Source organism: Geodermatophilus sp. SYSU D00684 (genome assembly GCF_054050455.1).
The window spans coordinates 23684-47657 of record NZ_JBJGZI010000010.1 but is presented as its reverse complement, the minus strand read 5'-3'; the positions used below and the strand labels follow the sequence as shown (position 1 = coordinate 47657).

General features: G+C 75.7%; 19 protein-coding genes, 1 other RNA gene and 1 riboswitch. Of the genes, 9 read left to right on the top strand and 11 right to left on the bottom strand.

Features of this window, described 5'->3' with window-relative positions; genetic code table 11:
* Positions 1-112: 112 nt before the first annotated feature.
* Positions 113-536: RNase P RNA component class A (rnpB, locus tag ACI79L_RS09040), an RNA gene on the bottom strand.
* A 122-nt stretch (positions 537-658) separates the two neighbouring features.
* A riboswitch (cyclic di-AMP (ydaO/yuaA leader) is annotated at positions 659-818 on the top strand.
* 262 nt (positions 819-1080) lie between these two features.
* Here rnpB and ACI79L_RS09035 point away from each other — a divergent pair.
* On the top strand, positions 1081-1647 hold the full coding sequence (locus ACI79L_RS09035) for a hypothetical protein (RefSeq protein ID WP_456936461.1): 567 nt from the start codon (positions 1081-1083) through the stop codon (positions 1645-1647).
* A 45-nt stretch (positions 1648-1692) separates the two neighbouring features.
* Here ACI79L_RS09035 and ACI79L_RS09030 read toward each other — a convergent pair whose 3' ends face one another.
* Together ACI79L_RS09030 and ACI79L_RS09025 are read right to left on the bottom strand one after the other, a co-directional pair.
* Complete coding sequence (locus ACI79L_RS09030) at positions 1693-2412, bottom strand: PIG-L deacetylase family protein (RefSeq protein ID WP_456936460.1); 720 nt, start codon at positions 2410-2412, stop codon at positions 1693-1695.
* Between the two features lie 54 nt (positions 2413-2466).
* Positions 2467-2826 carry a DoxX family protein gene (locus ACI79L_RS09025; protein ID WP_456936459.1) on the bottom strand — a complete coding sequence of 120 codons (360 nt, stop codon included), beginning with the start codon at positions 2824-2826 and terminating at the stop codon, positions 2467-2469.
* A gap of 24 nt (positions 2827-2850) precedes the next feature.
* Here ACI79L_RS09025 and ACI79L_RS09020 point away from each other — a divergent pair, with 24 nt between their 5' ends.
* Entirely contained in the window at positions 2851-3600 is a 750-nt protein-coding gene (locus ACI79L_RS09020) for a sulfite exporter TauE/SafE family protein (RefSeq protein WP_456936458.1), read from the top strand.
* Positions 3601-3668: 68 nt separating this feature from the next.
* On the opposite strand, the gene nadA is transcribed toward ACI79L_RS09020, so the two are convergent.
* The 7 genes from nadA to ACI79L_RS08985 all read right to left on the bottom strand — a co-directional run bounded on the left by nadA (position 3669) and on the right by ACI79L_RS08985 (position 10328).
* A complete protein-coding gene (gene nadA, locus ACI79L_RS09015) occupies positions 3669-4700 on the bottom strand; it encodes a quinolinate synthase NadA (protein WP_456936457.1) in 1032 nt (343 codons plus the stop codon).
* 122 nt (positions 4701-4822) lie between these two features.
* Positions 4823-5413, bottom strand: a complete 591-nt coding sequence (locus ACI79L_RS09010; RefSeq protein ID WP_456936456.1) for a dihydrofolate reductase family protein — start codon at positions 5411-5413, stop codon at positions 4823-4825.
* Positions 5414-5602: 189 nt separating this feature from the next.
* Positions 5603-6694, bottom strand: a complete 1092-nt coding sequence (locus tag ACI79L_RS09005) for a bifunctional RNase H/acid phosphatase (RefSeq protein ID WP_456936455.1) — start codon at positions 6692-6694, stop codon at positions 5603-5605.
* Positions 6691-7431: a zinc ribbon domain-containing protein gene (locus tag ACI79L_RS09000; RefSeq protein ID WP_456936454.1), complete on the bottom strand. Its 741-nt coding sequence runs from the start codon at positions 7429-7431 to the stop codon at positions 6691-6693. The genes ACI79L_RS09005 and ACI79L_RS09000 overlap by 4 nt, the downstream gene beginning before the upstream one ends.
* Before the next feature lie 89 nt (positions 7432-7520).
* Entirely contained in the window at positions 7521-9176 is a 1656-nt protein-coding gene (gene mctP, locus ACI79L_RS08995) for a monocarboxylate uptake permease MctP (RefSeq protein ID WP_456936453.1), read from the bottom strand.
* 3 nt (positions 9177-9179) lie between these two features.
* On the bottom strand, positions 9180-9464 hold the full coding sequence (locus tag ACI79L_RS08990; RefSeq protein WP_456929568.1) for a DUF3311 domain-containing protein: 285 nt from the start codon (positions 9462-9464) through the stop codon (positions 9180-9182).
* Between the two features lie 15 nt (positions 9465-9479).
* Complete coding sequence (locus ACI79L_RS08985; protein WP_456936452.1) at positions 9480-10328, bottom strand: Nif3-like dinuclear metal center hexameric protein; 849 nt, start codon at positions 10326-10328, stop codon at positions 9480-9482.
* Positions 10329-10391: 63 nt separating this feature from the next.
* Between ACI79L_RS08985 and ACI79L_RS08980 the strand changes: the two genes are divergently transcribed.
* From ACI79L_RS08980 to ACI79L_RS08950, 7 genes are all read left to right on the top strand, one after another.
* Positions 10392-12344 (top strand): FUSC family protein, encoded by a 1953-nt coding sequence (locus tag ACI79L_RS08980; protein WP_456936451.1) that lies wholly within the window; start codon positions 10392-10394, stop codon positions 12342-12344.
* 77 nt (positions 12345-12421) lie between these two features.
* Complete coding sequence (locus ACI79L_RS08975) at positions 12422-13426, top strand: alpha/beta fold hydrolase (protein WP_456936450.1); 1005 nt, start codon at positions 12422-12424, stop codon at positions 13424-13426.
* 105 nt (positions 13427-13531) lie between these two features.
* The gene (locus tag ACI79L_RS08970; RefSeq protein ID WP_456936449.1) at positions 13532-14938 is read left to right on the top strand and encodes a WS/DGAT/MGAT family O-acyltransferase; all 1407 of its coding nucleotides are present in this window, start codon (positions 13532-13534) and stop codon (positions 14936-14938) included.
* Positions 14939-14997: 59 nt separating this feature from the next.
* Entirely contained in the window at positions 14998-16005 is a 1008-nt protein-coding gene (locus tag ACI79L_RS08965; protein ID WP_456936448.1) for an NAD-dependent epimerase/dehydratase family protein, read from the top strand.
* A gap of 128 nt (positions 16006-16133) precedes the next feature.
* On the top strand, positions 16134-18374 hold the full coding sequence (locus tag ACI79L_RS08960) for a glycerol-3-phosphate 1-O-acyltransferase (RefSeq protein ID WP_456936447.1): 2241 nt from the start codon (positions 16134-16136) through the stop codon (positions 18372-18374).
* The gene (locus ACI79L_RS08955) at positions 18371-21325 is read left to right on the top strand and encodes a wax ester/triacylglycerol synthase family O-acyltransferase (RefSeq protein ID WP_456936446.1); all 2955 of its coding nucleotides are present in this window, start codon (positions 18371-18373) and stop codon (positions 21323-21325) included. Before ACI79L_RS08960 ends, ACI79L_RS08955 begins: the two co-directional genes overlap by 4 nt.
* Positions 21326-21384: 59 nt before the next feature.
* On the top strand, positions 21385-22920 hold the full coding sequence (locus ACI79L_RS08950; protein ID WP_456936445.1) for a long-chain-fatty-acid--CoA ligase: 1536 nt from the start codon (positions 21385-21387) through the stop codon (positions 22918-22920).
* Here ACI79L_RS08950 and ACI79L_RS08945 read toward each other — a convergent pair.
* The gene (locus tag ACI79L_RS08945; protein ID WP_456936444.1) at positions 22895-23803 is read right to left on the bottom strand and encodes an alpha/beta fold hydrolase; all 909 of its coding nucleotides are present in this window, start codon (positions 23801-23803) and stop codon (positions 22895-22897) included. The genes ACI79L_RS08950 and ACI79L_RS08945 overlap by 26 nt on opposite strands.
* Positions 23804-23974 lie beyond the last annotated feature (171 nt).

Sequence of the window (23974 nt, the reverse complement as noted above, 5' to 3'; positions counted from 1 at the left end):
GCCGCTTCCCACGGGAGGGGGACCCCGGCCGGCGCGACGACTCATCGGTCGCGTCCCGCCGGGAAGCGGCCCCGCCGCGCCCCGGAGGGCACCCCGGCTCGGAGGGGGACGACGGACGAGTCGGCCTGTACGCCGGGTTCTGTCCTCGGGCGCCTCGCGGCCTCCCGATGGGCGGTCATCCATCTAGGCCCGCCGTTGCCGGCGGGCTCGAGCGGTCCACCCGCAGGCTCGGGCGGGCAGCCCTCGAACGCCTGCGCAGGACGGCGTCCGGTCTCCCGTCCGCCGTCCCTTCTCGACCTTGCTCCGGGTGGGGTTTACCGAGCCGCACCGGTCACCCGGTGCGCTGGTGGTCTCTTACACCACCGTTTCACCCTCACCAGCCCTGTCTCCGGAGAGGCACTGCTGGCGGTCTGTTCTCTGTGGCACTGTCCCGCGGGTCACCCCGGGTCGCCGTTAGCGACCACCCTGCCCTGTGGAGCCCGGACGTTCCTCGGCGGCGGGGTCTCCCCCGCCGACGCGACCGCCCGGCCGACTCGTCCGTCGTGCCGACCAGTCTACGGATGCCCTCAGCGGAACTCCGGAGTCCGCGCTGCGGGCTCGGGCGGACGCTCCTACGGTGACTCCGTCCGGCCGTCCACCCTCCAGTCCCGGGGGGCCACACCGGACGCCGCCGAGTCGCGGTCACCACGGGTGGCCGCGAGCCGGGGACCCACCGCACCACCGGGGTGAGTCCCGCCTCCCGAGACCCGGGAGGGGGTAGGGCGCAGATCCCCGCCCGAACCCGTCAGCTGACCCGGTAGGCGGCCACGGGAGAACGGAGAACCACCGCGGGGTGCGCCGACGGCGCCTGCCCCGGCCTGCCCCCGCACACCCTGCGACGCGCGCCGCGACCCGTCCAGACCCACCGGTCGCCGCGCACGACGGACCCGGCCCCGGCCACCTCCGCGACGGCCTGCGCTCCAGCAGCCGCCCGTCGCCCGGCCGCGCGCCGGCCCGTCCCGCAGGTCCCCTCACGCGACGGGTGACCGTCCAGCCACGGACGGCGCCACGCGGAAACCGACGTCAGGAGCTCTCCTCGTCATGCCCTCGAACAGCAAGCGCACGATCCGCCGCACCCTCACGGCCGGCGCCCTCGCCGTCGCCTTCGGGCTCTCCGGGCAGTCGGCGGCCCAGGCCGACTGGGACGGTCCCCGCCGCGACTGGTCGGGCGGCTGGTCCCAGGACCGGGCCCCGGCCGCGGCCCCCGCGGCCGCACCGGCCGCCGCCCCCGCCGCCGCGGCGGCGGTGTCCACGAACCTCAGCGGGAAGCCGACCGCCACCTCGACCTCCTACAGCGCCTGGGCGGCGCACGTCCGTCCGGTCGTCGCCGAGGTCGCGCAGCGGTTCGGGGTGTCCACGGTGCTCACCCGGCCCGGGCACTCCCCCACCCAGCAGCTCGCCGCGGACTTCATGGTCTACGCCGACTCCGGCAAGGGGAACGCCGTCGCCCAGTACGTCATCGACAACGCCGCGCGCCTCCACGTCGACTACGTCATCTGGAAGCAGCGGATCTTCGTGATCGGGAGCTCCGGCTGGCGGGGCATGGCCGACCGCGGGTCGCCCACCGCCAACCACATGGACCACGTCCACGTGAGCTTCAACCCCTGACCGGCCCGGACGCGGCCCCGGGCATCCCCCGGGGCCGCGTCCCCGTCAGCCGGCGTACAGGACGAAGCCGCTCACCCGCCGGCCGTCGACGTCGGGGGTCACCACGTCGACCTGTCGCCGTGCCTGTTCCTCGACCGGCTCGGCCGACAGCGCCTCCAGGTAGCGGCGGTGCTCGGCCAGCGAGGCCACCGCCCGGTCGACGACGTCGGTCACGTCGACGGTGTGCGTGACCCCCACCGGCGTCGAGACGGCGGTCCAGCGCACGCCGCGCCAGGGCTCGGGGTCGGCGAGCTCGGCGAAGACCCACTCGTTGGCCGCGTCGCCGACGGCGTCCACCACCGCCCGGCCCAGCACCCGGTGGTCGGCGCTGTTCCAGGAGCCGAGCGCGGCGCCCGGCGGCGTCCACGTGTCGCCGAAGTGCAGCGTCACCACGAGGTCGGGACGGTGCCGCCGGATCGCCGCCGCGATCGCCCGCCGCAGGTCCAGCCCCTCGGTCAGCCGCCCGTCGGGGTGACCGAGGAACTCGACCACCGACACGCCGACCACCGCCGCCGCGGCCCGCTGCTCGCGCTCGCGCAGCGGCCCCGCGGCCTCCGGCGGCAGCCCGGCGATGCCGGCCTCGCCGCTGGTGGCCATCACGTACCGGACGTCGCGCCCGGCCGCGGTCCACGCCGCGACGGCGGCCGCGCAGCCGTACTCCACGTCGTCGGGGTGCGCGACGACGACCAGGGCGCGCTGCCAGTCCTCGGGGAACGCCTCCGCCATGCGGGCAGTCTGCCCGGGAGCCCGACGGCGTCCCCGCGCGCGGCCGCTGACGCCTCAGCGCCCCCGGGCCACCCGCAGCGCCGCGGCGATCATCGGCGCCTGCAGCGGCAGCCGGACCACCGCCGCGGCCAGCAGCGCCGGCCGCCCGCGCGCCACCCCGACGTGGTGGAGATGGGCCGGCACGAACGACGCCAGCAGCACGGCCGCGGCCCACCCGCCGGCCCGGCGGCTCGCGGGTGCGGCCAGCAGCGCCGCGGTGCCGACCTCGGCGACCCCGCTGCCGAGCACCCACCCCCGGGCGTCGCCGAGCTCGGGCGGCACCAGCCACTCGTAGGTCCGCGGCCGCACCAGGTGCAGCACGCCGGAGCCGCCGAGGGCGGCGGCCAGCCAGGTCGCCGGGGCGGGGAGTCGCATGCACCGACCGTAGGCTGGCGCCCCGTGACGGCCGCCGACCTCCTGATCGCGGCCGCGGTGGCGCTCGGCGCGGGGGCGGTCAACTCGATCGCCGGCGGCGGGTCGCTGATCCTCTTCCCCACCCTGGTCGGGCTGGGCCTGGGCACCGTGGCGGCCAACGTCACCAACTCGGTGGCGCAGTGGCCCGGCTACCTCGGCGGCATGGTCGGGTTCCGCCGCGAGTACGCCGGCCAGCGCAGCCGGCTGGTGCGCCTGGGTGCGGTCTCGGCGCTCGGCGGGGTCGCCGGCAGCGTGCTGCTGCTGACCACGCCGAGCGAGGCCTTCGACGTCGTCGTGCCGGTGCTCGTCCTGCTGGCCAGCCTGCTGCTCGCGGTGCAGCCGCTGCTCACCCGCCGGCTGCGCGACCGCGACGACGGCGCCGTCCGCGACCCGTGGTGGCTCTACCTCGCGCTGTTCCTCGCCACCGTCTACGGCGGCTACTTCGGCGGCGCGCTCGGCGTCATCCTCGTCGGGGTGCTCGGGACGGCGCTGCACCGGCTGCCGCTGGCCAACGCGCTGAAGTCGGCGCTCTCCGCGGTGACGGCGACGGTCACCCTGGTCGTGTTCGGCGTCTTCGGGCCGGTGGCCTGGCAGGTGGTCGCCGTCGCGGCGCCGGCCAGCCTGGTCGGCGGGTTCCTCGGCGCCCGGGTGGCCAGCCGCATCCCCGCGACGCCGCTGCGGGTGCTGATCGTCGTCTTCGGCGTCGCGGTGTCGGTCTACCTGTTCACCAGGTGACGTGATGGAACGGCCCCGCTGCAGGGTCCCGCCGCGAGCCCGCGAGCGGCGGGGGCAGCGGGATCCTTCTACTCCCCGCCGCGGCCGGGCTCGCCGATGGCGATCATCGCCTCGACGGCGCGGCGGGCGCGGGCGGCGGTCTCCGGGTCGACATCGACGACACCCTCGCCGGTCCGCAGCGTGTGCAGCAGCTTGGCCGGGGTGATCATCTTCATGTAGCGGCAGGCCGCGCGGCTGTTCATCGGGATGAACGCGGTCCCGCTGTTGAGCGCCCGCAGCTGGTGCAGGATGCCGACCTCGGTCGCGACGAGCACCTGGCCCGACGAGGTCCGCGCCGCGGCCTCGACCATGCCGCCGGTGGACAGCACGCGGGTGCGGTCGGCGGGCAGGTCGCCGTGGCTGACCAGGTCGAGCACCGAGGTGGTGCAGCCGCACTCGGGGTGCACGAGGATCTCGGCGTCCGGGTGCGCGGCCACCTGCGCGCGGACGTCGGCCGGGCTGATGCCGGCGTGCACGTGGCACTCCCCCGCCCACACGTGGATGTCCTGGCGCCCGGTCACGCGCTTGACGTGCGCGCCGAGGAACTGGTCGGGGCAGAACAGGATCTCGCGGTCCTCGGGGATGGACCGGATGACGTCGGCGGCGTTCGACGACGTGCAGCAGATGTCGGTCTCCGCCTTCACCGCCGCGGTGGTGTTCACGTAGCTGACGACGACGGCGCCGGGGTGCTGGGCCTTCCACTCGCGCAGTTGCTCGGCGGTGATCGAGTCGGCCAGCGAGCAGCCGGCGGCGTGGTCGGGCAGCAGCACCGTCTTGTCCGGCGAGAGGATCTTCGCCGTCTCGGCCATGAAGTGGACGCCGCAGAAGACGATCTCGCGGGCGTCGGTCTGCGCCGCGACCCGCGACAGGTAGAGGGAGTCGCCGGTGAAGTGGGCGACGTCCTGGATCTCGGGCACCTGGTAGTTGTGCGCGAGCACCACCGCCCCGCGCTCGTCGGCGAGCCGGCGGACCTCCGCCGCCCAGCTCTCGTACTCGGCGGGCGAGAGGGTGCGCTCGTCGCCGGCGACGGTGGGGGTGGCGGGCGCGATGGTCGCGGTCACGGGGCTCCTCGGAGTGCGGGGGGCTCATCGTCCCCGGAGCGCCGCGGCGGGCGGCGGCGGGGTGTCCGGTACAACACCGGGCCGCCCGGCCCGCTTCCCGTCCCGGCGCCGTCCCGACGACGTCAGCGGCGGACGTCGTAGACCAGGTGGGTCACCCGCCTGCCCTGCACGACCACCGGGTCCTCGAACTGGATCTCCGGTGGGCCGCCGGCGCCGAAGTACGGCCGGCCCGAGCCCAGGACCACCGGGACCAGCGCCAGCACCACCCGGTCGACCAGGCCCGCGCGCAGCGCCTGCCCGCCGACGTCCCCAGCGCTCACCGTGACGTCCCGGTCGCCGGCGAGCTCCCTCGCCCGCCCGATGGCGGTCGGCACGTCCGGCGCGAAGGTGAACGGCGCGGTGTCCCGGTGCGGCCAGTCGTCGGCCGGCCGGTGGGTGACCACGACGACGTGCTCGCCGTTCGGGGGCACGCCGCCCCAGCCGTCGGTGATGTCGAACAGCCGGCGCCCGCACACCATGACGCCCACCCGGGTGGCCATGCCGGTCAGGAACTCCGCCGTCTCCGCCGTCACGCGGAAGGGCCGGTCCGGGTCGCTGAAGGTCATCTCGACGTCGCCGTTGCCATACCAGTCGAACAGCGGCCCGGGCATGTCGTCGTCCCGCCCGACGTACCCGTCCAGCGACACCGCCGCGAACAGCACCACCTGCCCCACGGGGCACCTCCTCGCTCCGGCTCCGGGGTGGAGCCGCCTGCAGGAGGGACCGGCGGGCGCTCGTCAACTCATCGGTTGACGACCGCTTCAGCGGCCCGCCGGCGCTGCCTCCCCTGCCGAGATCCCGTGATCTCGGCGTCCAGAGGCCCCTGCGACGTCGAGATCACGGGATCTCGACGGGACGGCGCCTCAGCGCAGGTGGGCGGTGTCGTTCACCAGCCGGACCGAGGTGCGGCCGTCGGAGCTCCACGCGACCGTCGACAGCGACGCCGCCTCGAGGAACACCCGGTGCACCACCTCGTCGCCGGCGCCGAGACCCGCGGCCAGCAGCAGCTTGATCGGCGTCACGTGGCTGACCACGAGCACGGTCCTCCCGGCGTGCCGCTCGAGCAGCCGCTTCCGGGCGCGGGCCACGCGGCGGCTCACGTCGGCCACCGACTCGCCACCCGGCGCGGCCACCGTCACGTCGGCCGTGAACCGGCGGGCGGCCAGCGGGTGCCGCTGCTGCGCCTCGGTGGCGGTGAGCCCCTCGAGGTCGCCGAAGTCGAGCTCGACCAGGTCGTCGTCGAGCTCCACCGGCAGGCCGAGCACGCCGGCGACGGCCTCCGCGGTCTCCCGGGTGCGGCGCAGCGGCGAGGCGACCACGACCTCGATGCCCAGCTCCTTCGCCCGGACGGCGGCCGCCTCGGCCTCCGCCCGCCCGGTGGCCGACAGCGGCAGGTCGTTGCGGCCGCTGTACCGGCGCTCGGGGGTGTGCTCGGTGCGGCCGTGGCGCAGCAGGTGCGTGACCGTGGTGACGACGGGCGCGGGCTCGGCGGCCGGCTGGACGTCGTCCTCCACCACGGTGGGCTCGGCGGCGGCGTCGCGGTGCACCGGCCGGCCGTCCATCGCGCTGTTGGCGAGCGCGTCGGCGGCGCCGTTCTGCGCGCGCGGCACCCAGGTGTAGCGGACGCTGCCCAGCTGCCGGGCGATGTCCCGGGCCTGGACGGCGAGCTTCTGCATGTCCGGGTGCTTGATCTTCCAGCGCCCGGACATCTGCTCGACGACGAGCTTGGAGTCCATCCGCACCTCGACGTCGGCACCGGCGTCCAGGTCGAGCGCGGCCTGCAGCCCCGCGACCAGCCCGCCGTACTCGGCGACGTTGTTCGTCGCCCGTCCGACCGACGCCGCGCGCTCGGCGAGCACCCGCCCGGTGGCGGCGTCGCGGACCAGCGCGCCGTAGCCGGCGGGGCCCGGGTTGCCCCGCGAGCCGCCGTCGGCCTCGACGATGAACCGGGTCACAGGCCCGACTCGGCGGTGCGCACGAGGATCCGGCCGCAGTTCTCGCAGCGGACCACCTCGTGGGGGTCGGCGTTGCGGACGGCGGCGAGCTCCTTGCCGAACAGCTCGATCCGGCAGCCCTGGCACTGCCGGGCCTTGAGCATCGCCGCGCCGGTGGTGCCGGTCTGGGTGCGGATCCGGTCGTAGAGCGTCAGCAGCGGGGCGGAGATGCCGGCGGCGATCTCCGCGCGCTTCGCCTCGTGCCGGGCGGTGGAGTCGGCGATGTCGGCGAGGGCGTCGTCGCGCAGCTGCTCGGCCCGCTCCCGGTCGGCGACGGCGGAGGCGCGGCCGGACTGGGCGTCGGCGAGGGCGGCGTCGGCGGTCTCCCGGCGCTCCATGAGCTCGAGCACCTGGTCCTCGAGGTCGGACTGCCGCCGAGCGAGCGACTGCAGCTCCGACTGCAGCGAGGTGATCTCCTTCGGCGTCGCCGCCCCGGAGTCGATCCGCGACCGGTCCCGGTCGGCCCGCTGCCGGACGGTGTCGACGTCGGCCTCGAGCCGCTTCTGCTCGCGGTCGAGGTCGCGCACCTCGGTCTCCGCGCGGACCTCGGCCTCGGCGAAGGTGCGTTCGGACTCCGCGGCGGCCTCGACGGCGCCGACCTCCGGCAGCGTGCGCTTCCGGTGGGCGAGCTGGGTGAGCGCGACGTCCTCGTCGGCCAGGGCCAGCAGCTTCTGCTGCTCGAAGTGGTCGGCCTTCACCCGCTCAACCTACCGGGGCACCTCGCCTCACCCCGGCCCCGTCCGGAGGCTCGTCCCGAGCCTGCGAGGGAGGAGAGGGACGGGGTCCTTCACCTGCGGCGCGTCGCCTGCCCCGTCGCGCCGCGGGCCGTGCCGGGCGGCGCGGACTCCAGCGGGTCGGGCAGGTCGCGGAAGGTGGGGTCCTCCCGCTCGGCGGTGTAGTCGCTCTCCGCCGTCCCGTCGACGCCGTCGTCCACCTTGGCCGCGCGCAGCGCCATCGTCACCAGCACCGTGACGACGAGGTTGACCAGCAGCGCGAGGAAGCCCGCGTAGACGCTGGACTGCGTGTCCAGGCCGAGCTTGGACAGCGCGAACGACGACCCGCCGAAGTGCTCGCGCAGGACCGTCCCGTCCGGCGCGAGCCGCGGGACGTTGTAGAGCATGAGCAGGCCCGCGGCCATGCCGGCGACCCAGCCCGCGACGAGCGCGCCGCGGTGCAGCCACCGGGTGTAGAGGCCGAGCGCGACCGCCGGCAGCGTCTGCAGGATGATCACCCCGCCGATGAGCTGCAGGTCGATGGAGAACTGCGGGTCGATGAACAGGATCGCCGCGACCGCGCCGACCTTGACCACCAGCGAGGTCACCTTGGCGACCTGCGCCTCCTGCCGCGGCGTGGCGTCCTTCCGGAGGAACTCCTTGTAGATGTTGCGGGTGAACAGGTTCGCCGCGGCGATGGACATGATCGCCGCCGGCACCAGCGCGCCGATCCCGATCGCGGCGAAGGCGATCCCGGCGAACCAGCTCGGGAACATCTCCTGGAACAGCACCGGGACGATCGTGTTGCCGTCCTCGCCGATCGGCGTCACGCCGGCCGCGATGGCCATGAAGCCGAGCAGCGCGATGAGGCCGAGCGCCAGGCTGTAGACCGGCAGCGCGCTCATGTTGCGCTTGAGCACGTCGCGGTTGCTGGCCGCGAGGACGCCGGTGATCGAGTGCGGGTAGAGGAACAGTGCGAGCGCGGACCCCAGGGCCAGAGTGGCGTAGCCGAGCTGCCCGGAGGCCGGCAGCAGCACTCCGGCGCCGGTGCCGGCGGAGAACTTCTCCTCCGCGGCGCCGAAGATCACGTCCCAGCCGCCGAGCTTCGTCGGGATGACGATCACCGCGACGATGATCGTCAGGTAGATGAGGGTGTCCTTGACGAACGCGATGAGCGCCGGTGCCCGCAGCCCCGAGTTGTAGGTGTAGAGCGCGAGGATCACGAACGCGACGATCAGCGGGAGCTCGCCCTCCACGCCCATCGCCTTGAGGATCGCCTCGATGCCGACCAGCTGGAGGGCGATGTAGGGCATCGTCGCGACGATCCCGGTCAGGGCCACCAGCAGCGCCATCGTCGGGGAGTCGAACCGGGCGCGCACGAAGTCCGCCGGCGTCACGAACCCGCGCACGTGGCTGACCGACCACAGCCGGATGACGACCAGGAACACCAGCGGGTAGATCACGACCGTGTACGGGACGGCGAAGAACCCGGCCGCGCCCGCGCCGAACATCAGCGCGGGGACGGCGACGAACGTGTAGGCGGTGTAGAGGTCACCGCCGAGCAGGAACCAGGTGATCCAGGTGCCGAAGCTGCGCCCGCCCAGCCCCCACTCGTCCAGGTGCATGAGGCTCTCCGCCCGCCGCCAGCGCGACGCGACGAACCCCATGACCGTGACGACCAGGAACAGGACGATCACGATGGTCAGCTCGACGACGTTGACCCCGTCCACGGCTCAGCGCTCCCGGTCCCGCTCGATGGCGGCGCGGGCGGCGGCCTGCTCTGCGGGGCTGCGCCGGGTGGCCCGGTAGACGACCACGGTGGTCAGCACGCCCAGCCCCACGAACAGCAGCTGCACCCAGTAGAAGAACGGCCAGCCGAACAGGGTCGGCTCGACGCGGTTGTAGAACGGCACGATCAGCGGCACCACGATCGGCACCAGCAGCAGCCAGTTCCAGGGGCTGCGGTCGCTCCTCCGGGGGGCCGCACCTCCCGTCGGCGGTCGTTCGGCGGTGGCCACGGCGCCCTCCCGGTCTCAGCCGGCCGCGCGGGCCGGGTCCCCTCCAGCCGACAGGCCCCGGTGCACCGTCCACGGGTCGGTGCGGCGCCGGGAGGCGACCGCCTCGACCCTGCCGGACAGGTCCGTGGCCAGCACGTCGGCGACCACGGGGACCCAGGGCCACTCGGACGCGAAGTGTGCCACGTCACACACGGCGGGGCCCGGCCGCTCCCCGGACTCGGACACCGGGTGGTGCCGGAGGTCGCTGGTGAGCAGGACGTCGGCGCCGGCCGCGGTCGCCTCGGGCAGCAGCGAGCCGCCGCTGCCCCCGCAGACGGCGACGGTGCGCACCGGCCGGTCCGGGTCCCCGGCCGCACGCACCCCGCCGGCGGTCTCCGGCAGGACCGCCGCCGCGTGCGCGGCGAAGCCGGCCAGCGTCGTGGGCCGCGGCAGCTCCCCCACCCGGCCGAGCCCGGCGCGGGAGCCGGGCGCCACCGGCTGCAGCGGGCGGGTACCGGTCAGCCCGAGGGCGGCGGCCAGCGCGTCGTTGACGCCGGCGTCGGGGGCGCGGTCGGCGTTGGTGTGCGCGACGAACAGCCCGCAGCCGGCGCGGACCAGCCGGTGCACCAGCCGCCCTTTCGGGTCGTCGGCGGGGACGCCGTGCACGGGGGTGAGGAACAGCGGGTGGTGGGTGACCAGCAGCCCGGCCCGGAGCTCGAGCGCCTCGTCGACGACGGCGGCCACCGGGTCGACGGCGACCAGCACGCGCCCCACCGGCTCGGCGGGGTCCCCGCACACCAGGCCGACGGCGTCCCAGTCCTCCGCGAGCGCCGGGTCGTAGCGGGCCTCCAGCGCGGCGACGACCTCGCCCAGGGTGGCGGTCACGGGCGCCGACGCTAGCCGAGCGCCGTCCCGCCCGCGGCGACCGCGGGTGGCAGGCTCCCGACCGTGGCGGACAGGTCGCTGCGCGCACCCGCGTGGCTCGAGGAACTGCTCCGCACCACTCCCCCACCGGTGCCGTGGCGCGACGTCGTCCGGTTCGCCGTCGTCGTGCCCGCGCCGCTGGCCGTGGCGCTCGCCGTCGGCGGGGGGACGGCGCTCGGCGCCGGCGTCTTCGCCACCACCGGCGCGCTCGCGGCCACCCTCGCCCCGCAGGGCGGCCCGCTGCGCGACCGGCTGCGCCGCACCGCCGCCGCGGTGGGCCTCGGCGCGGTCGGCCTGGTCGCCGGGCAGTTCGCCGGCGGCGGCGGCGTGCTGCCGGTGGTGGTCGTGGCGGTGCTGTCGGTGGCCGCGGCGGTGATCAGCGCCGTCAACTCGGCGATGTCGCTGGGCGCGCTGCAGCTGCTGGTCTACACCGCGCTGGCGTCGGGGCTGGTGACGCCGCTGCCCGCGGCGGCCGAGGTGGCGTTCTTCGCCGCCGGCGCGGCCTGGGCGACGCTGGCCACCCTGGTGCAGGCCGCCACCGAGCCGAGCGACCCCGACCGCAGCGCCGTCGCCGCGGTGTTCACCCGGATCGCCGGGCTGCTCACCGCCGTGGGCACCGAGGGCACCGACGACGCCCGCCGCGAGCTGACCACCGCGCTCAACGCCGCCTACGACCGGGTGATCCGCACCCGCAGCCTCGCCGCCGGGCGCAACCGGCAGCTGTCGGAGCTGGCCGGGGTCCTCAACGCCGCCGCCCCGCTGGTGGAGGCCGCGGTCGCCGCCGCCCGCACCGGGGTGCACGCCGACCCGCACGACGTGACCGCGGTGCACGCCCTCGCCGCCGCCGTCTCCGGCAGCCGCGAGCTGCCCGCCGAGCGCCCGCCCGCCCTCGTCGACGGGCCCGCCGTCCGCCGGGCGGTGCGCCACGGGGTGCGGCTGGCCTGGGCCGTCGTCGGCGACCCCGAGGAGCGCGCCGGAGCCGCCGTCACCCCGCCCCGGCCGTCCTGGCGGGAGCGGCTGCGCGACCTCGCCGACCGCACCCTCGGCAGCACCGACACCCGCGAGTTCGCCCTCCGGCTCACGCTGTGCATGACCATCGCGGAGGTCGCCCGCCAGCTGCTGCCCATCGAGCGGCCCTACTGGGTGCTGCTGACCGTCGCGATCGTGCTCAAGCCCGACTACGGGTCGGTGTTCACCCGGGCGGTGCAGCGCGGCGCGGGCACGCTGCTCGGCGTCCTCATCGGCTCGCTGCTGCTGTCGGTGCTGCCCCGCGACGGCTGGGTGGTGGTCGCGATGGCCGTCGCCGCCGGGCTGCTGCCGTGGGCGCGCGGCGCCAACTTCGGCCTGTTCTCGGTGTTCCAGACGCCGGTGATCATCCTGCTGCTCGACCTCGCCGTCCCCGGCGGGCCGGAGCTGGTCGGCGCCCGGCTGGTGGACACCCTCATCGGCTGCGCGATCGTGCTGGTCGCGGGCTACCTGCTGTGGCCGCAGACCTGGCGGGCGCCGCTGGAGGACGCCCTGCGCGCGGCGACGCTGGCGCTGGACGCCTTCGTCGGCGCCGCGTTCGGCGCGGACCCGGTCGCGCGCCGCCGCGCCCGCCGCGCGACCTACCGGGCCCTCACCGAGCTGCACACGCAGCTGCAGCGCCGGCTGGCCGAGCCGCCGCCGATCAGCACCCGCGCCGCGGCCTGGTGGCCGGTCATCGTGCAGCTGGAGCGGACCGCCGACGCGGTCACCGAGGCGGTCATCGCCGTCAGCGGCGGGGAGCCGGACCCCGACCCGGCGCAGGTGGCGGTGCTGCGGCGGGCGCTGCGCGAGCTCGAGGACGACGTCCGCGCGCACCGGGTGCCCGACGACGCCGAGATCCACGCCGACGGCGTGCTCGCCCCGGTCGCCCGCGAGGTCGACGCCGCCCGCCGGCTGGTCCGCGACGCCGCTCCCGGCCGCCGCCCCGAGACCGCGGCGCCCGGGAGCTGAGTCCCCGTCGACCCCACGGGACCGCGGCGTCCGGCGGCTGAGTCGCCGGTCCGCGGCGGCTGCGCTGTCATGGACGGGTGCCGTTCCGCCGCTCCCGCCCCGCCCCCGTCCCGCCGCGCGTCCCCGTCGTCCCGGGGATCGACGGACCCCCGCCGCCGGGCTCCCGCACCGTCCGCACCGACGACGGCGTGGACCTGCACGTGGAGTTCGACGGACCCGAGGACGCGCCGGTCACCGTCGTCTTCTGCCACGGGTTCACCGCTCGCCTCGGCGAGTTCCAGCTGCAGGTCGAGGCGATCCGCGACCGCGCCCGCGTCGTGCTGTGGGACCAGCGCGGCCACGGCCGGTCCCGCTGGGTCGACCCGCGGACGGCGACCATCGACCGCACCGCCCGCGACCTCGGCCACGTGCTCGACGCCGTCGTCCCCGCGGGCCGGCCGGTGGTGCTCGCCGGGCACTCGATGGGCGGCATGACGGTCATGGCGCTGGCCCGGCAGCGGCCCGAGCTGTTCGGCACCCGCGTCGTCGGCGCGTTCCTGCTCGCCACCTCGGCCGGCGGCCTGGTCGCCCGCGGGGTCGTCGGCCTGGCGGTCAAGGCCATGCGGAAGCTGCACCTGCTGGGCCTGTACCTGTGGTGGCTGCGGCTGCTGGCCCCCGGGCTCGAGCGGCTGCGGCGCCGCGGCACGCGGCTGGGCCACCGGTTCACCCGCCGCTACCTGTTCGGCCGCGACGACGCCACGCGCGAGGCCGTCCGCGTCGTGCAGGCGATGCTCGAGGAGACGCCGCTGACGGTGACCATGGCCTTCTACGGCACGTTCCTCGACCACGACGAGACGGCGTCGCTGCCGGTGCTCGGGCGGGTCCCGTGCACCGTCGTCGCGGCCGAGTACGACCGGCTGACCCCCGCCGGCCACGGCCGCGAACTGGCCGCGGGGATCGGCGAGCAGGCCGAGCTGGTCGTCGTCCCGGGCGCCGGGCACAGCGTCAACCTCACCCGCACCGCCGTCGTCGACCGGGCGCTCACCGACCTGCTCGACAGGGTGGCAGCGGCTGGTCCCGGGACGGTCCGGCAGGCAGGCTGATCGAGGACCTGCCTACTGTGTCCGGCACCACACGACCGTGTTCCGACGGCCGGGTCGCCGGATACGGGACCGGCCGACACCGTCTCGACGAGTTGGGGAGCGACCGTGGACCGCCTGAGCGCGACCGATGCCGGCTTCTACTACGCGGAGACCGAGAACGCACCGCTGCACGTGGGCTCGGTCGCGGTCTTCGAGGGACCGGCGCCGTCCTACGGCGACCTGGTGCGCCTGCTGCTGAGCAAGCTGCCGCTGGTGCCGCGCTACCGGCAGCGGGTGCGCGAGGTGCCCTTCAACCTGGGCCGCCCGCTGTGGGTCGACGACCCGCACTTCCAGATCCTCTACCACGTGCGGCACACCGCGGTGCCCAGGCCCGGCGGTGAGGAGCAGCTGCGCAACCTCGCCGGCCGGGTCCTCGGCCAGCGCCTGGACATGGCCAAGCCGCTGTGGGAGGTGTGGCTGGTCGAGGGCCTGGAGGACGACCGCTGGGCGATCATCTCCAAGGTCCACCACTGCATGGTCGACGGCATCGCCGGCACCGACCTGATGCAGGTCATGTTCGACCTCGACCCGAACGCCGAGCACAAGGCGCCGCGCGACTGGTCGCCGCAGCGCAGCCCCTCGGGCGTCGAGATGGTCGCCGGCGCGATCACCGAGACCGTCACCGCGCCGCTGCGCTCGCTCGTGCACGGCCCGGAGGCCGTCAGCACCGGCGCGCGGGGCCTGTTCACCAGCGCCAAGGCGGCGGTGTCGTCGGTCCCGCAGCTGGCCCGCCAGGCGCTGACCCCGATGGCCCGCACGCTCACCGGCCCGATCGGCCCGCACCGGCGCTGGGCGTGGGCCGACGCCGAGTTCGAGGACCTCCGCACCGCCCGCACCGCGCTGGGCGGCACGGTCAACGACGTCGTCCTCACCGCCATCACCCGCGGCTTCCGCGACCTGCTCAAGGGCCGCGGGGCGCTCGGCGGCGACACCGTCGTCCGCACGATGGTGCCGATCTCGGTCCGCAAGGAGGGCGAGCGCGGCTCGCTGGACAACCGGGTGACCGCCGTCTTCGTCGACCTGCCGGTCGGCGAGGCCGACCCGCGGGCCCGGCTGGCCGCGATCAAGCAGCAGATGGACGAGTACAAGCGGACGATGCAGGCGGTCGACGCCCGCTCGATCATCGGCATGGGCGACTACGTCGCGCCGACGCTGCTGGCCCTCGGGGTCCGGTCGGCCATGCAGACCGGCCAGATGTGGTGCCAGGCGGTGACCACGAACGTGCCCGGCCCGCGGGTGCCGCTGTACGTGCTCGGCAAGCGCATGGTGTCCGCGCACCCCTACGTGCCGATCGCCGGCGGCACCCGGATCTCCATCGGGATCTTCAGCTACCTCAACTCGATGACCTTCGGCATCAACGCCGACTTCGACGCCTTCCCCGACGTCGACGTGCTCTCCGAGGGCATCTGCCGCGGCATCGCCGAGCTGGTCGGGCTCGCCGCCGAGCAGCAGCCGGCCGCGGCCGCGCCGTGACCCGGCGGCCGCCGGGCGTGACCCGGTTCACGCCCGGCAACGCCGGGTAGCGCGCCGTCGTGACCGTTTCCGAGACCGATCTGACCGTCGCCGTCACGGGCCCCACCGGCACCTTCGGGGAGGGCCTGGTCCCGCTGCTGCAGGCCGACGACCGGGTCCGCCGGGTGGTCGGCATCGCCCGCCGGCCCTTCGACCCGGCCGCCCGCGGCTGGACGAAGATGGAGTACCGGCGGGGCGACGTGCGCGACCCCGACGCGCTGCGGGAGGCCTTCGCCGGCGCCGACGTCGTCGTGCACCTGGCGTTCCTCATCACCGGCAACGCCTCGCGGCAGACCACCCGGGCGATCAACGTCGACGGCACGCTCAACGCGTTCCGGGCCGCGGCCGCCGCCGGTGCGCGCCGGTTCGTCTACGCCTCATCGCTCGCCGCGTACGGCTTCCACCGGGACAACCCGGTGGGCATGACCGAGGACTGGCCGGTGCGCCCGGCGTCCCGGCTGTTCTACGCGCAGGAGAAGGCCGAGCTCGAGCAGCTGCTGCAGCAGGAGGCGCAGGGCCACCCCGAGCTCGGCCTGTACCTGCTGCGCCCGCCGGTGGTGCTCGGCCCGCACACCGTCGGCGCGAAGGACCTGCTGCCCGGCCCGCTGGCGCCGCTGGGGCGGTGGCTGGCCGAGCAGAGCACCCGGCGGCTGCCGGTCCCGGTCCCGGTGGCGGTGCCGGCCCTGCCGCTGCAGTTCGTCCACGAGGACGACGTCGGCTCCGCGCTGCTGCAGTGCGTCGTCGCCGCCGGCCCGCCCGGGGCCTACAACATCGCCGGCGACGGCGTCCTGACCGCCGCCGACGTCGCCCGCGAGTACGGCGCGCTCCCGGTGCCGCTGCCCGCGGCGCCGGCGCAGTTCGCGGCCCGCGCGGTGTCCCGGCTGCCGTTCCTGCCGCCGGCCGCCGAGTGGGTGGAGGCGGTCAGCCACCCGGCGATCATGGACACCACCAAGGCGAAGCAGGAGCTGGGCTGGCAGCCGCGGTACACGGGCCTGGAGGCGCTGCGCGCCACCCTCGACCAGGGCTGAGACCGGCCCGCGCCGCGGCGGACGGGAGCAGGATCGGCCCGCCGGCGCCGGCCCCGTGACCGGCGGGGCGTCCCGCCCGTTGTACCCGGCGCCGGCGCGCCGCGACGAGCCCCGAGGAAGGAGTGCGCATGAGCCCCGGAGCGGACGACGACGTCCCCCGCATCGTGCTGGTCGACGCCGCGAGCGAGGTCGAGCGGCGGATGGTGACCGAGGCGCTGCCCCCGGGCGGGACGGTCCTGCCGCTGAGCGGCTCGGCGCTGGCCGGCCCGCTGGCCGACGCCGACCCCGGCACCGTGGTCTCCGCGACCCGGGTGGCGTGGGCGCCGCGCGGCGGTGCCGAGGTGACCCGCCGCGGCCCCGGCCGGCGCGGGCGGTGGTCGGCGGCCCGGCCCTCGCTGCTGCGCCGCCCGCCCGCCCCGCTGCAGGCGGCCGCGGTGCGCCGCGACCCGGACCGGGCGCGGGTCGTCGTCGCCGAGCCCGCCACCGTGGGCGAGCTGACCGGCCGGTGGGACGGCACCGGCAGCCTCGCCGCGTTCGTCGCCCACCAGGCGGCGCTGGCGCTGGACCGGGCCGAGCGGCAGGTGGTCGGCGACCGGGCCAAGGTGCCCCGGCACGTCGCCGAGGCGATCCGGCACAGCCCCGAGTGGCGCGCGGAGGTCGCCGCGCTGGCCGGGCGGCTGGAGCAGCCCGAGGAGGAGGTGGCCGCCGAGGCCGCCGCCGACCTCGACGAGCTCGTCGCGGCGATGGACCCGGCCGCCGTCGAGGTGTTCACCGGGCTGCTGCGGCCGGTGCACGCCCGCGCCTGGGACGTGCAGGCCGACACCGCGCGGCTCACCGACCTGCGCGAGCTGAACCGGACCCACCCGCTGGTGTTCCTGCCCAGCCACCGCTCCTACGTCGACCCGCTGGTCCTCGCCGACGTGCTGGCGCAGCACGACTTCCCGCGCAACCACGTGCTCGGCGGGGAGAACCTGCGGTTCTGGCCGGTCGGGTCGATCGCCAAGCGGGCCGGGCTCATCTTCATCCGGCGCAGCTTCGGCGACGACCAGGTCTACAAGACCGCCGTCCGCGAGTACCTGGCGTTCCTGCTGGCCAAGCGGTTCAACCTCGAGTGGTACATGGAGGGCGGCCGCTCCCGCACCGGCAAGCTGCGCCCGCCGCGGCACGGGCTGCTCGGCTTCGTCGCCGACGCCGTGGAGCGCAAGCGGGTGGAGGACGTCTACCTCGTCCCGGTGTCGATCACCTACGACCAGCTCCGCGAGGTGTCGGGGATGGCCGCCGAGCAGGGCGGCGCCGCCAAGCGCGGCGAGGGCCTGTCGTGGATGGCGTCCTACATCCGGGAGCAGGTGCGCACCCCGCTGGGCACGGTGCACGTGGGCTTCGCCGAGCCGCTGTCGCTGGCCGCGGCCCTGCGCGGCGCCGACCCGGCCGACCCCGGCTCGCGCCGGCTCAGCCTGCAGAAGGTGGCCTTCCAGGTCGCCGTCGGCATCAACTCGGTCACCCCGGCGACGGCGACGGCGCTGGTGACCCTCGCCCTGCTCGGCGTGCGGGACCGGGCGCTGACGCTGGCGCAGGTGCAGCGGGTGCTCGAGCCGCTGCTGCGCTACCTCACCGAGCGGGGCCTGCCGCACTCCGGCGCCGCGCTGCAGACCCCGCTGGGGGTGCGGCGGGTGCTCGGCGCGCTGGCCGGGCAGGGCGTGGTGACCGCCTACGAGGGCGGCGAGGAGCCGGTCTACGCGATCGGGCGCGGCCAGCACCTGGTGGCCGCCTTCTACCGCAACAACGCGATCCACCACTTCGTGGACCGGGCGATCGCCGAGCTGGTCATGCTGCACGACCCGGCCGACCGCTGGGACGAGGCCTACCGGCTGCGCGACCAGCTGAAGTTCGAGTTCTTCTTCGAGGAGCGCGACGCCTACCGCGACCGGCTGGCCACCGAGCTCGAGCGGCTGGACCCGCAGTGGGAGACCGCCGACGGCCGCGACGTCCTGTGCCGCGCCGACCTGCTGGTGGCCCACCGGGTGCTGCGGTCCTTCGTCGACGCGCAGCTCGTCGTCGCCGAGCGGCTGGCCGCCCGCGACCCGCGGACGCCGGTCGTCGAGCCGGAGTTCCTCGCCGAGTGCTCCGGCGTCGGCCAGCAGATGCTGCTGCAGGGCCGGCTGCACGGGCCCGAGTCGCTGTCCCGCGAGCTGTTCGCCGGGGCGCTGCGGCTGGCCGCCAACCTCGACCTGGTCGACCCCGGCCGGGACGACGTGGCCCGCCGGCGGCAGGAGTGGGCCGCTCAAGTCCGGGACGTCGTCGGCCGAGTAGTGGTGATCGACGAGTTGGACGCCGCGGCGCGGCGGGAGAACGTGGGGGTGGAACCGTGACGGCCGAGACGTCGACGGGGGGCGGGCTGCGCGAGCAGGCGGCCGCCATGGCCCGGACCAACGTCTGGACCGAGGAACAGCTGGTGGCCGACGTCGAGGCGGCGCCGCCCGGCCCGCGGGTCGGGGCGTTCTTCGACTTCGACGGGACGGTGATCGACGGCTACTCGCTGGCCGCCTTCGCCCGCCACCACCTGCGCTCGCTGCACGTCACCCCGACCGACCTCGGCCAGCTGCTGCTCACCGGCCTGCGCGGGGTCACCACCGAGGAGGACTTCGAGCGGTTCACCGTCGCCGGCATGCGCGCCTGGGCCGGCCGCAGGGAGGACGAGCTGGCCGAGCTCGGCGAGCGGCTGTTCGTCCAGGGCATCGCCGGCTCGCTGTACCCCGAGGCCTGGCGCCTGGTCACCGCCCACCTGCAGGCCGGGCACACCGTGGTCCTGGCCTCGTCGGCGACCCGGTTCCAGGTGGAGCCGGCCGCCCGCGCGCTGGGCGTGGAGCACGTGCTGGTCTCCCCCGTCGAGATCGTCGACGGCGTCTGCACCGGCCGCCCCGGCGGCCCGCTGCTGTGGCGGGCGGGCAAGGCCGCGGCCGTGCGCGCGTTCGCCGAGGAGCACGGCATCGACCTGCTGCAGAGCTACGCCTACTCCAACGGCGACGAGGACGTCCCCTTCCTGCGCACCGTCGGCCGCGCCCGCGCGCTCAACCCGGGCAAGGGGCTGACCGCCGCGGCCCGCCACTACTCGTGGCCGGTCGCCCGCTTCAAGCGCCGCGGGAGCACCTCCCCGGCCGACGTCGCCCGCACCCTGGCCGGCGTCGGCGGCTTGTTCGGCGGCTTCGCCACGGGCCTGGCGGTCGGCGCGCTCGGCGGCTCGCGGCGGGAGGCGGTCGACCTCGGCCTCACCCTCGCGGGTGAACTCGGCAGCGCGCTGGCCGGCGTCCGGCTCGACGTCCAGGGCGTCGAGCACCTGGCCGCCCGGCCCGCGGTCTTCCTGTTCAACCACCAGAGCCAGCTCGACGTCCTCATCCTCGCCAAGCTGCTGCGCGGCGGGTTCACCGGCGTGGCCAAGAAGGAGCTGGCGCGGACGCCGGGCTTCGGGCTGGCGTTCCGGCTGGCCGACGTCGCGTTCGTCGACCGCGGCGACCCCGCCCAGGCCCGCAGGGCGCTGGAGCCGGCCGTGCAGCGGCTCAAGGAGGGCATCTCGCTGGTCGTCGCCCCCGAGGGCACCCGCTCGGCCACCCCGACCCTCGGCCCCTTCAAGAAGGGCGCCTTCCACGTCGCCATGCAGGCCGGGGTGCCGATCGTCCCGGTGGTCATCCGCAACGCCGGCGAGCTCATGTGGCGCGGCGCGACGACGGTCTCCCCCGGCACCGTGCAGGTGCGGGTGCTGCCGCCGGTGGACACGAGCGACTGGTCGGTCGAGGACCTCGACCGGCACGTGACCGAGGTGCGCGACTCCTTCCTCGCCACGCTGGCCAACTGGTCCGGGCGCACGCGGCGCCCGGTGGTCGCCGAGTCGCCCACCGCCGAGGAGGCCGAGCCCGCCCCGGCGGTCCCGGCCGCGCCGCTGGACTGGGGCACCTCGCCGGAGATGAACCCCATCGAGACGGCGATGTGGCGCGCCGAGGCGGCCGACCCGCGGCTGCGCGCCAACGTCACGCTGCTCGAGGTGCTCGAGACCGCGCCGGACTGGGACCGCTTCCTCGGCGCCCACGAGTGGGCCTCGCGCATGGTGCCGCGGATGCGCCAGAAGGTGGTCGAGCCGGCCCTCGGCGTCGGCGCGCCCCGCTGGGCGACCGTGGACGACCTCGACCTGGACCGGCACGTGCGCCGGGTGCGGCTGGAGGAGCCGGGCTCGACGCGGCAGCTGCTCGACGTCGTCGGGGAGTTCGCCTCCGCGCCGCTGGACCGCGACCGGCCGCTGTGGGAGGTGCTGCTGGTCGAGGGCCTGGCCGAGGGCCGCGCGGGCTACGTCGTCAAGACCCACCACAGCACCACCGACGGGCTGGGCGCCGTCCAGCTCATGGGCCTGCTGCACCGCCGCAGCCCCGACCGCGACCCGGCCCGCCCGGAGCCGCCGGCCCCGGTGCCCGGCGAGGTCTCCCGGGTGGGCGCGCTGACCGAGCAGCTGGTCGGGACGGCGCGGTCCGTGCCGCTGGCCGCGCTGCGCCGCGGCGTGGAGGCGCTGGGCACCCTGCGCCACCCGCGGGAGGTGGCGACCCAGGCCCTCGACGCCGCCCGCGCCGCGACCAAGACCCTCGCGCCGCCGCGCGGCAGCTCCCCCGCGCTCGCCGCCCGCGGCGGCGACTGGCGGTTCGAGGTGCTCGAGGTGCCGCTCGCCGACCTCAAGCGGGGCGCGAAGGCGGCCGGCGGGAGCCTCAACGACGGCTTCCTCGCCGCGGTGGTCGGCGGCTTCCGCCGCTACCACGAGCGCACCGGCGCCCCCCTGGCCACGATGACCGTCGGGATCCCGATCAGCCTGCGCGCCCGCGACGACGCCCAGGGCGGCAACCGGTTCACCGGCGCCCGGTTCACCGCGTCGCTGGCCGAGGCCGACCCGGCCGCGCGGATCGCCACCATCCGCCAGTTCGTCCTCTCGGCGCGGGAGACCAGCGCCGGCGGCGTCACCGACGACCTGCTCGGCCCGGCGCTGCACTGGCTCCCCGCACCGGTCGTCGGCGCGGTCTCCGGGCGGCTGACCAGCGCGAACGACGTCCAGGTGAGCAACATGCCCGGCGTCGCGCACCCGGTGTACATCGCCGGCTCGCGGATCCTGCGGATGTACCCGTTCGGGCCGCTGCCGGGCTGCGCGGCGATGGTCACGCTGCTCTCGCACGAGGACCAGTGCTGCATCGGCGTCAACCTCGACTCCGCCGCGGTGACCGACCCGGCTGGCCTGGCGGCCGACCTGCAGGCGGGGCTGGACGAGGTGGTGGCGCTCGGTCAGGTGTGAGCCAGGTCTCCTGCGGTACAGCACCGGGCGGAAGCCGGTGTCCCAGCCCAGGAGAGGCCATGACCTTCAACCTCGCCACCATCCTGCGTGAGTCCGCCGACGCGCAGCCGGACAAGCCGTTGCTGCGGCTCGGCCCGCTCACCCTGACCTACGGCCAGGTCGACCAGCTCTCGGCCCAGGTCGCGGCCGGGCTGCGCGAGGCCGGGCTGCGGCGGGGCGACAGCGTGGCCCTGCAGCTGCCCAACGTGCCGCAGTTCCTGCTCGCCTACTTCGGCGCGCTCAAGGCCGGGATGACGGTGGTGCCGCTCAACCCGCTGCTCAAGGCCCCCGAGGTCAGCTACCACCTGTCCGACAGCGGCGCGAAGGTGCTGATCACCTTCGGCACCTTCGCCGAGGAGGCCGTCAAGGGCGCCGCCGGTGCCGGCCACGACGTCCGGGTGTACGTCGTGCCCGCGCCCGGCGGGCCGGACGCCCCGCCGGACACCACGCCGTTCGACGCGCTGGTCGCCGCCGGCGAGGGCGCGGACCTCTCCGACGTCGAGCAGATGTCCCCCGACGACACCGCGGTGGTCATCTACACCAGCGGCACCACCGGCAAGCCCAAGGGCGCCGAGCTCACCCACTTCGGGACCTACATGGCGGCCAGCGTCGCCGCCGAGACCTTCGCCTACCGCGACGACGACGTCGCCATGGCCGTGCTGCCGCTGTTCCACGTCTTCGGCCTGTCCAGCGTCATGAACTGCGCGATCCGCTCCGGCGCGACGCTGTCGCTGGTGCCGCGGTTCGACGTCGGCGCCGTGCTCGACGCGATGGAGCAGCACCGGGTCACGGTGTTCTGCGGCGTCCCGACGATGTACGTGGCGCTCATGCACGCCGACCTCACCGGCCGCGACGTCTCCGCGCTGCGGATCTGCGTCTCCGGCGGCGCGGCCATCCCCGGCGAGGTGATCAAGGGCTTCGAGGCGGCCTACGGCGGGGCGCCGATCCTCGAGGGCTACGGGCTGTCGGAGACCTGCGCGCTCGCGACGTTCAACCGCAGCGCCGAGGAGCGGCGGGTCCTGTCGATCGGCAAGCGCATGTGGGGCTGCGAGGTGCGGATCGTCGACAACGAGGACCGGCCGCTGCCTCCCGGCGCGGACAACGTCGGCGAGATCGTGCTGCGCGGGCACAACGTCATGAAGGGCTACCTCGGGCGCCCCGAGGCCACCGCCGAGGCGATGCGCGGCGGCTGGTTCCACACCGGTGACCTCGGCTACGTGGACGAGGACGGGTTCGTCTTCATCGTCGACCGCAAGAAGGACCTCGTCATCCGCGGCGGCTTCAACGTGTACCCGCGCGAGATCGAGGAGGTCCTGCACTCCCACCCGGCCGTCATGGAGGCCGCCGTCATCGGGCGGCCCGACGAGCGGCTCGGCGAGGAGGTCGTGGCCTACGTCAGCCTGCGCTCGGGCGCCTCGGCCGAGCCGGACGAGGTGATCGCGTTCTGCAAGGAGCGGCTGGCCGCCTACAAGTACCCGCGCGAGGTCGTCGTCATCGACGAGCTGCCCAAGGGCCCGAGCGGCAAGGTCCTCAAGACCGAACTGCGGGCCCGGTGAGGGTCTCGCCGACCCAGGAGAGCACCAGGCCGGCCAGGCGGTCGGGCACCTGCAGCTGCGGCACGTGCCCGACCCCGGCCAGCTCCTCGTACCGCCAGCCGGGGTGCGCCCGCGCCACCTCGCGGGCGGCGTCGACGGGCACCAGCCGGTCGCGGTCGCCGTGCACCAGCAGCACCGGCGCGGCCACCCGCGCCATGAGCGACCGGTAGCGGCGCGGGTCGGCCAGGATCCACAGCAGCGAGCGGGCCGCGGTGAGGAAGGCGCGGTCCATCCCGGCGACGTCCTCGCGCTGCTCGAGCTGCCTGACCGCGCGGTCCACGACCGGGGTGGGCAGCGCGTCGGGGTCGACGCCGACCAGCTGCAGCATCGACCGCACCCGGGTCAGCGGCGTCGAGCGGGCCCGCCGCAGCGCGAGGAACCGCTCGCCGACCCGGGGCAGGGCGTAGAGGGCGAAGGTGGCGGCCACGAGCGGGTCCGGCCGACGCCGGCCGCCGGGCAGCGCGGGGTCGAGCAGCACCAGGCCCCGCACCAGGTCCGGGGCGGCCGCGGCGGTGAACAGCGAGACCATCCCGCCCATCGAGTTGCCGACCAGCACCGCCGGCTCGCCCACGACCTCGCGCAGGAAGCGCTGCAGGACCGCGACGTTGGCCGGCACGGTCGCGCGGCGCTCCCCCGGCTCGCTGCGGCCGAAGCCGGGCAGGTCCAGCGCCCACACCCGGGCCGACGGCGTCAGCAGCGGCGCGAGCAGGTCCCAGTTGCCGTGCGACCCGCCCAGCCCGTGCACCAGCACCACCGCCGGTCCGTCGTCGGCCCCGCCGTAGTCCACGACGTGCACCGGGCCGCCCAGGTCGACGGTCCTGCTGGTCCCCGGTGCCTCGTCCACCCCGACGGTCCCCCTCTGGTGCGTGCCGGCGGCGCCCCCGCGGGTCGTCGTCCGGCAGTCATTCCGGCACGGGAAAGTGCCCTGGTCGAGCGCCTGAGACCCCTGCGACGGGTGTGATCAGGGCCACACTGGACACCGCGAGTCGTCGCAGTCAGGTGTGACCGGTGCTCC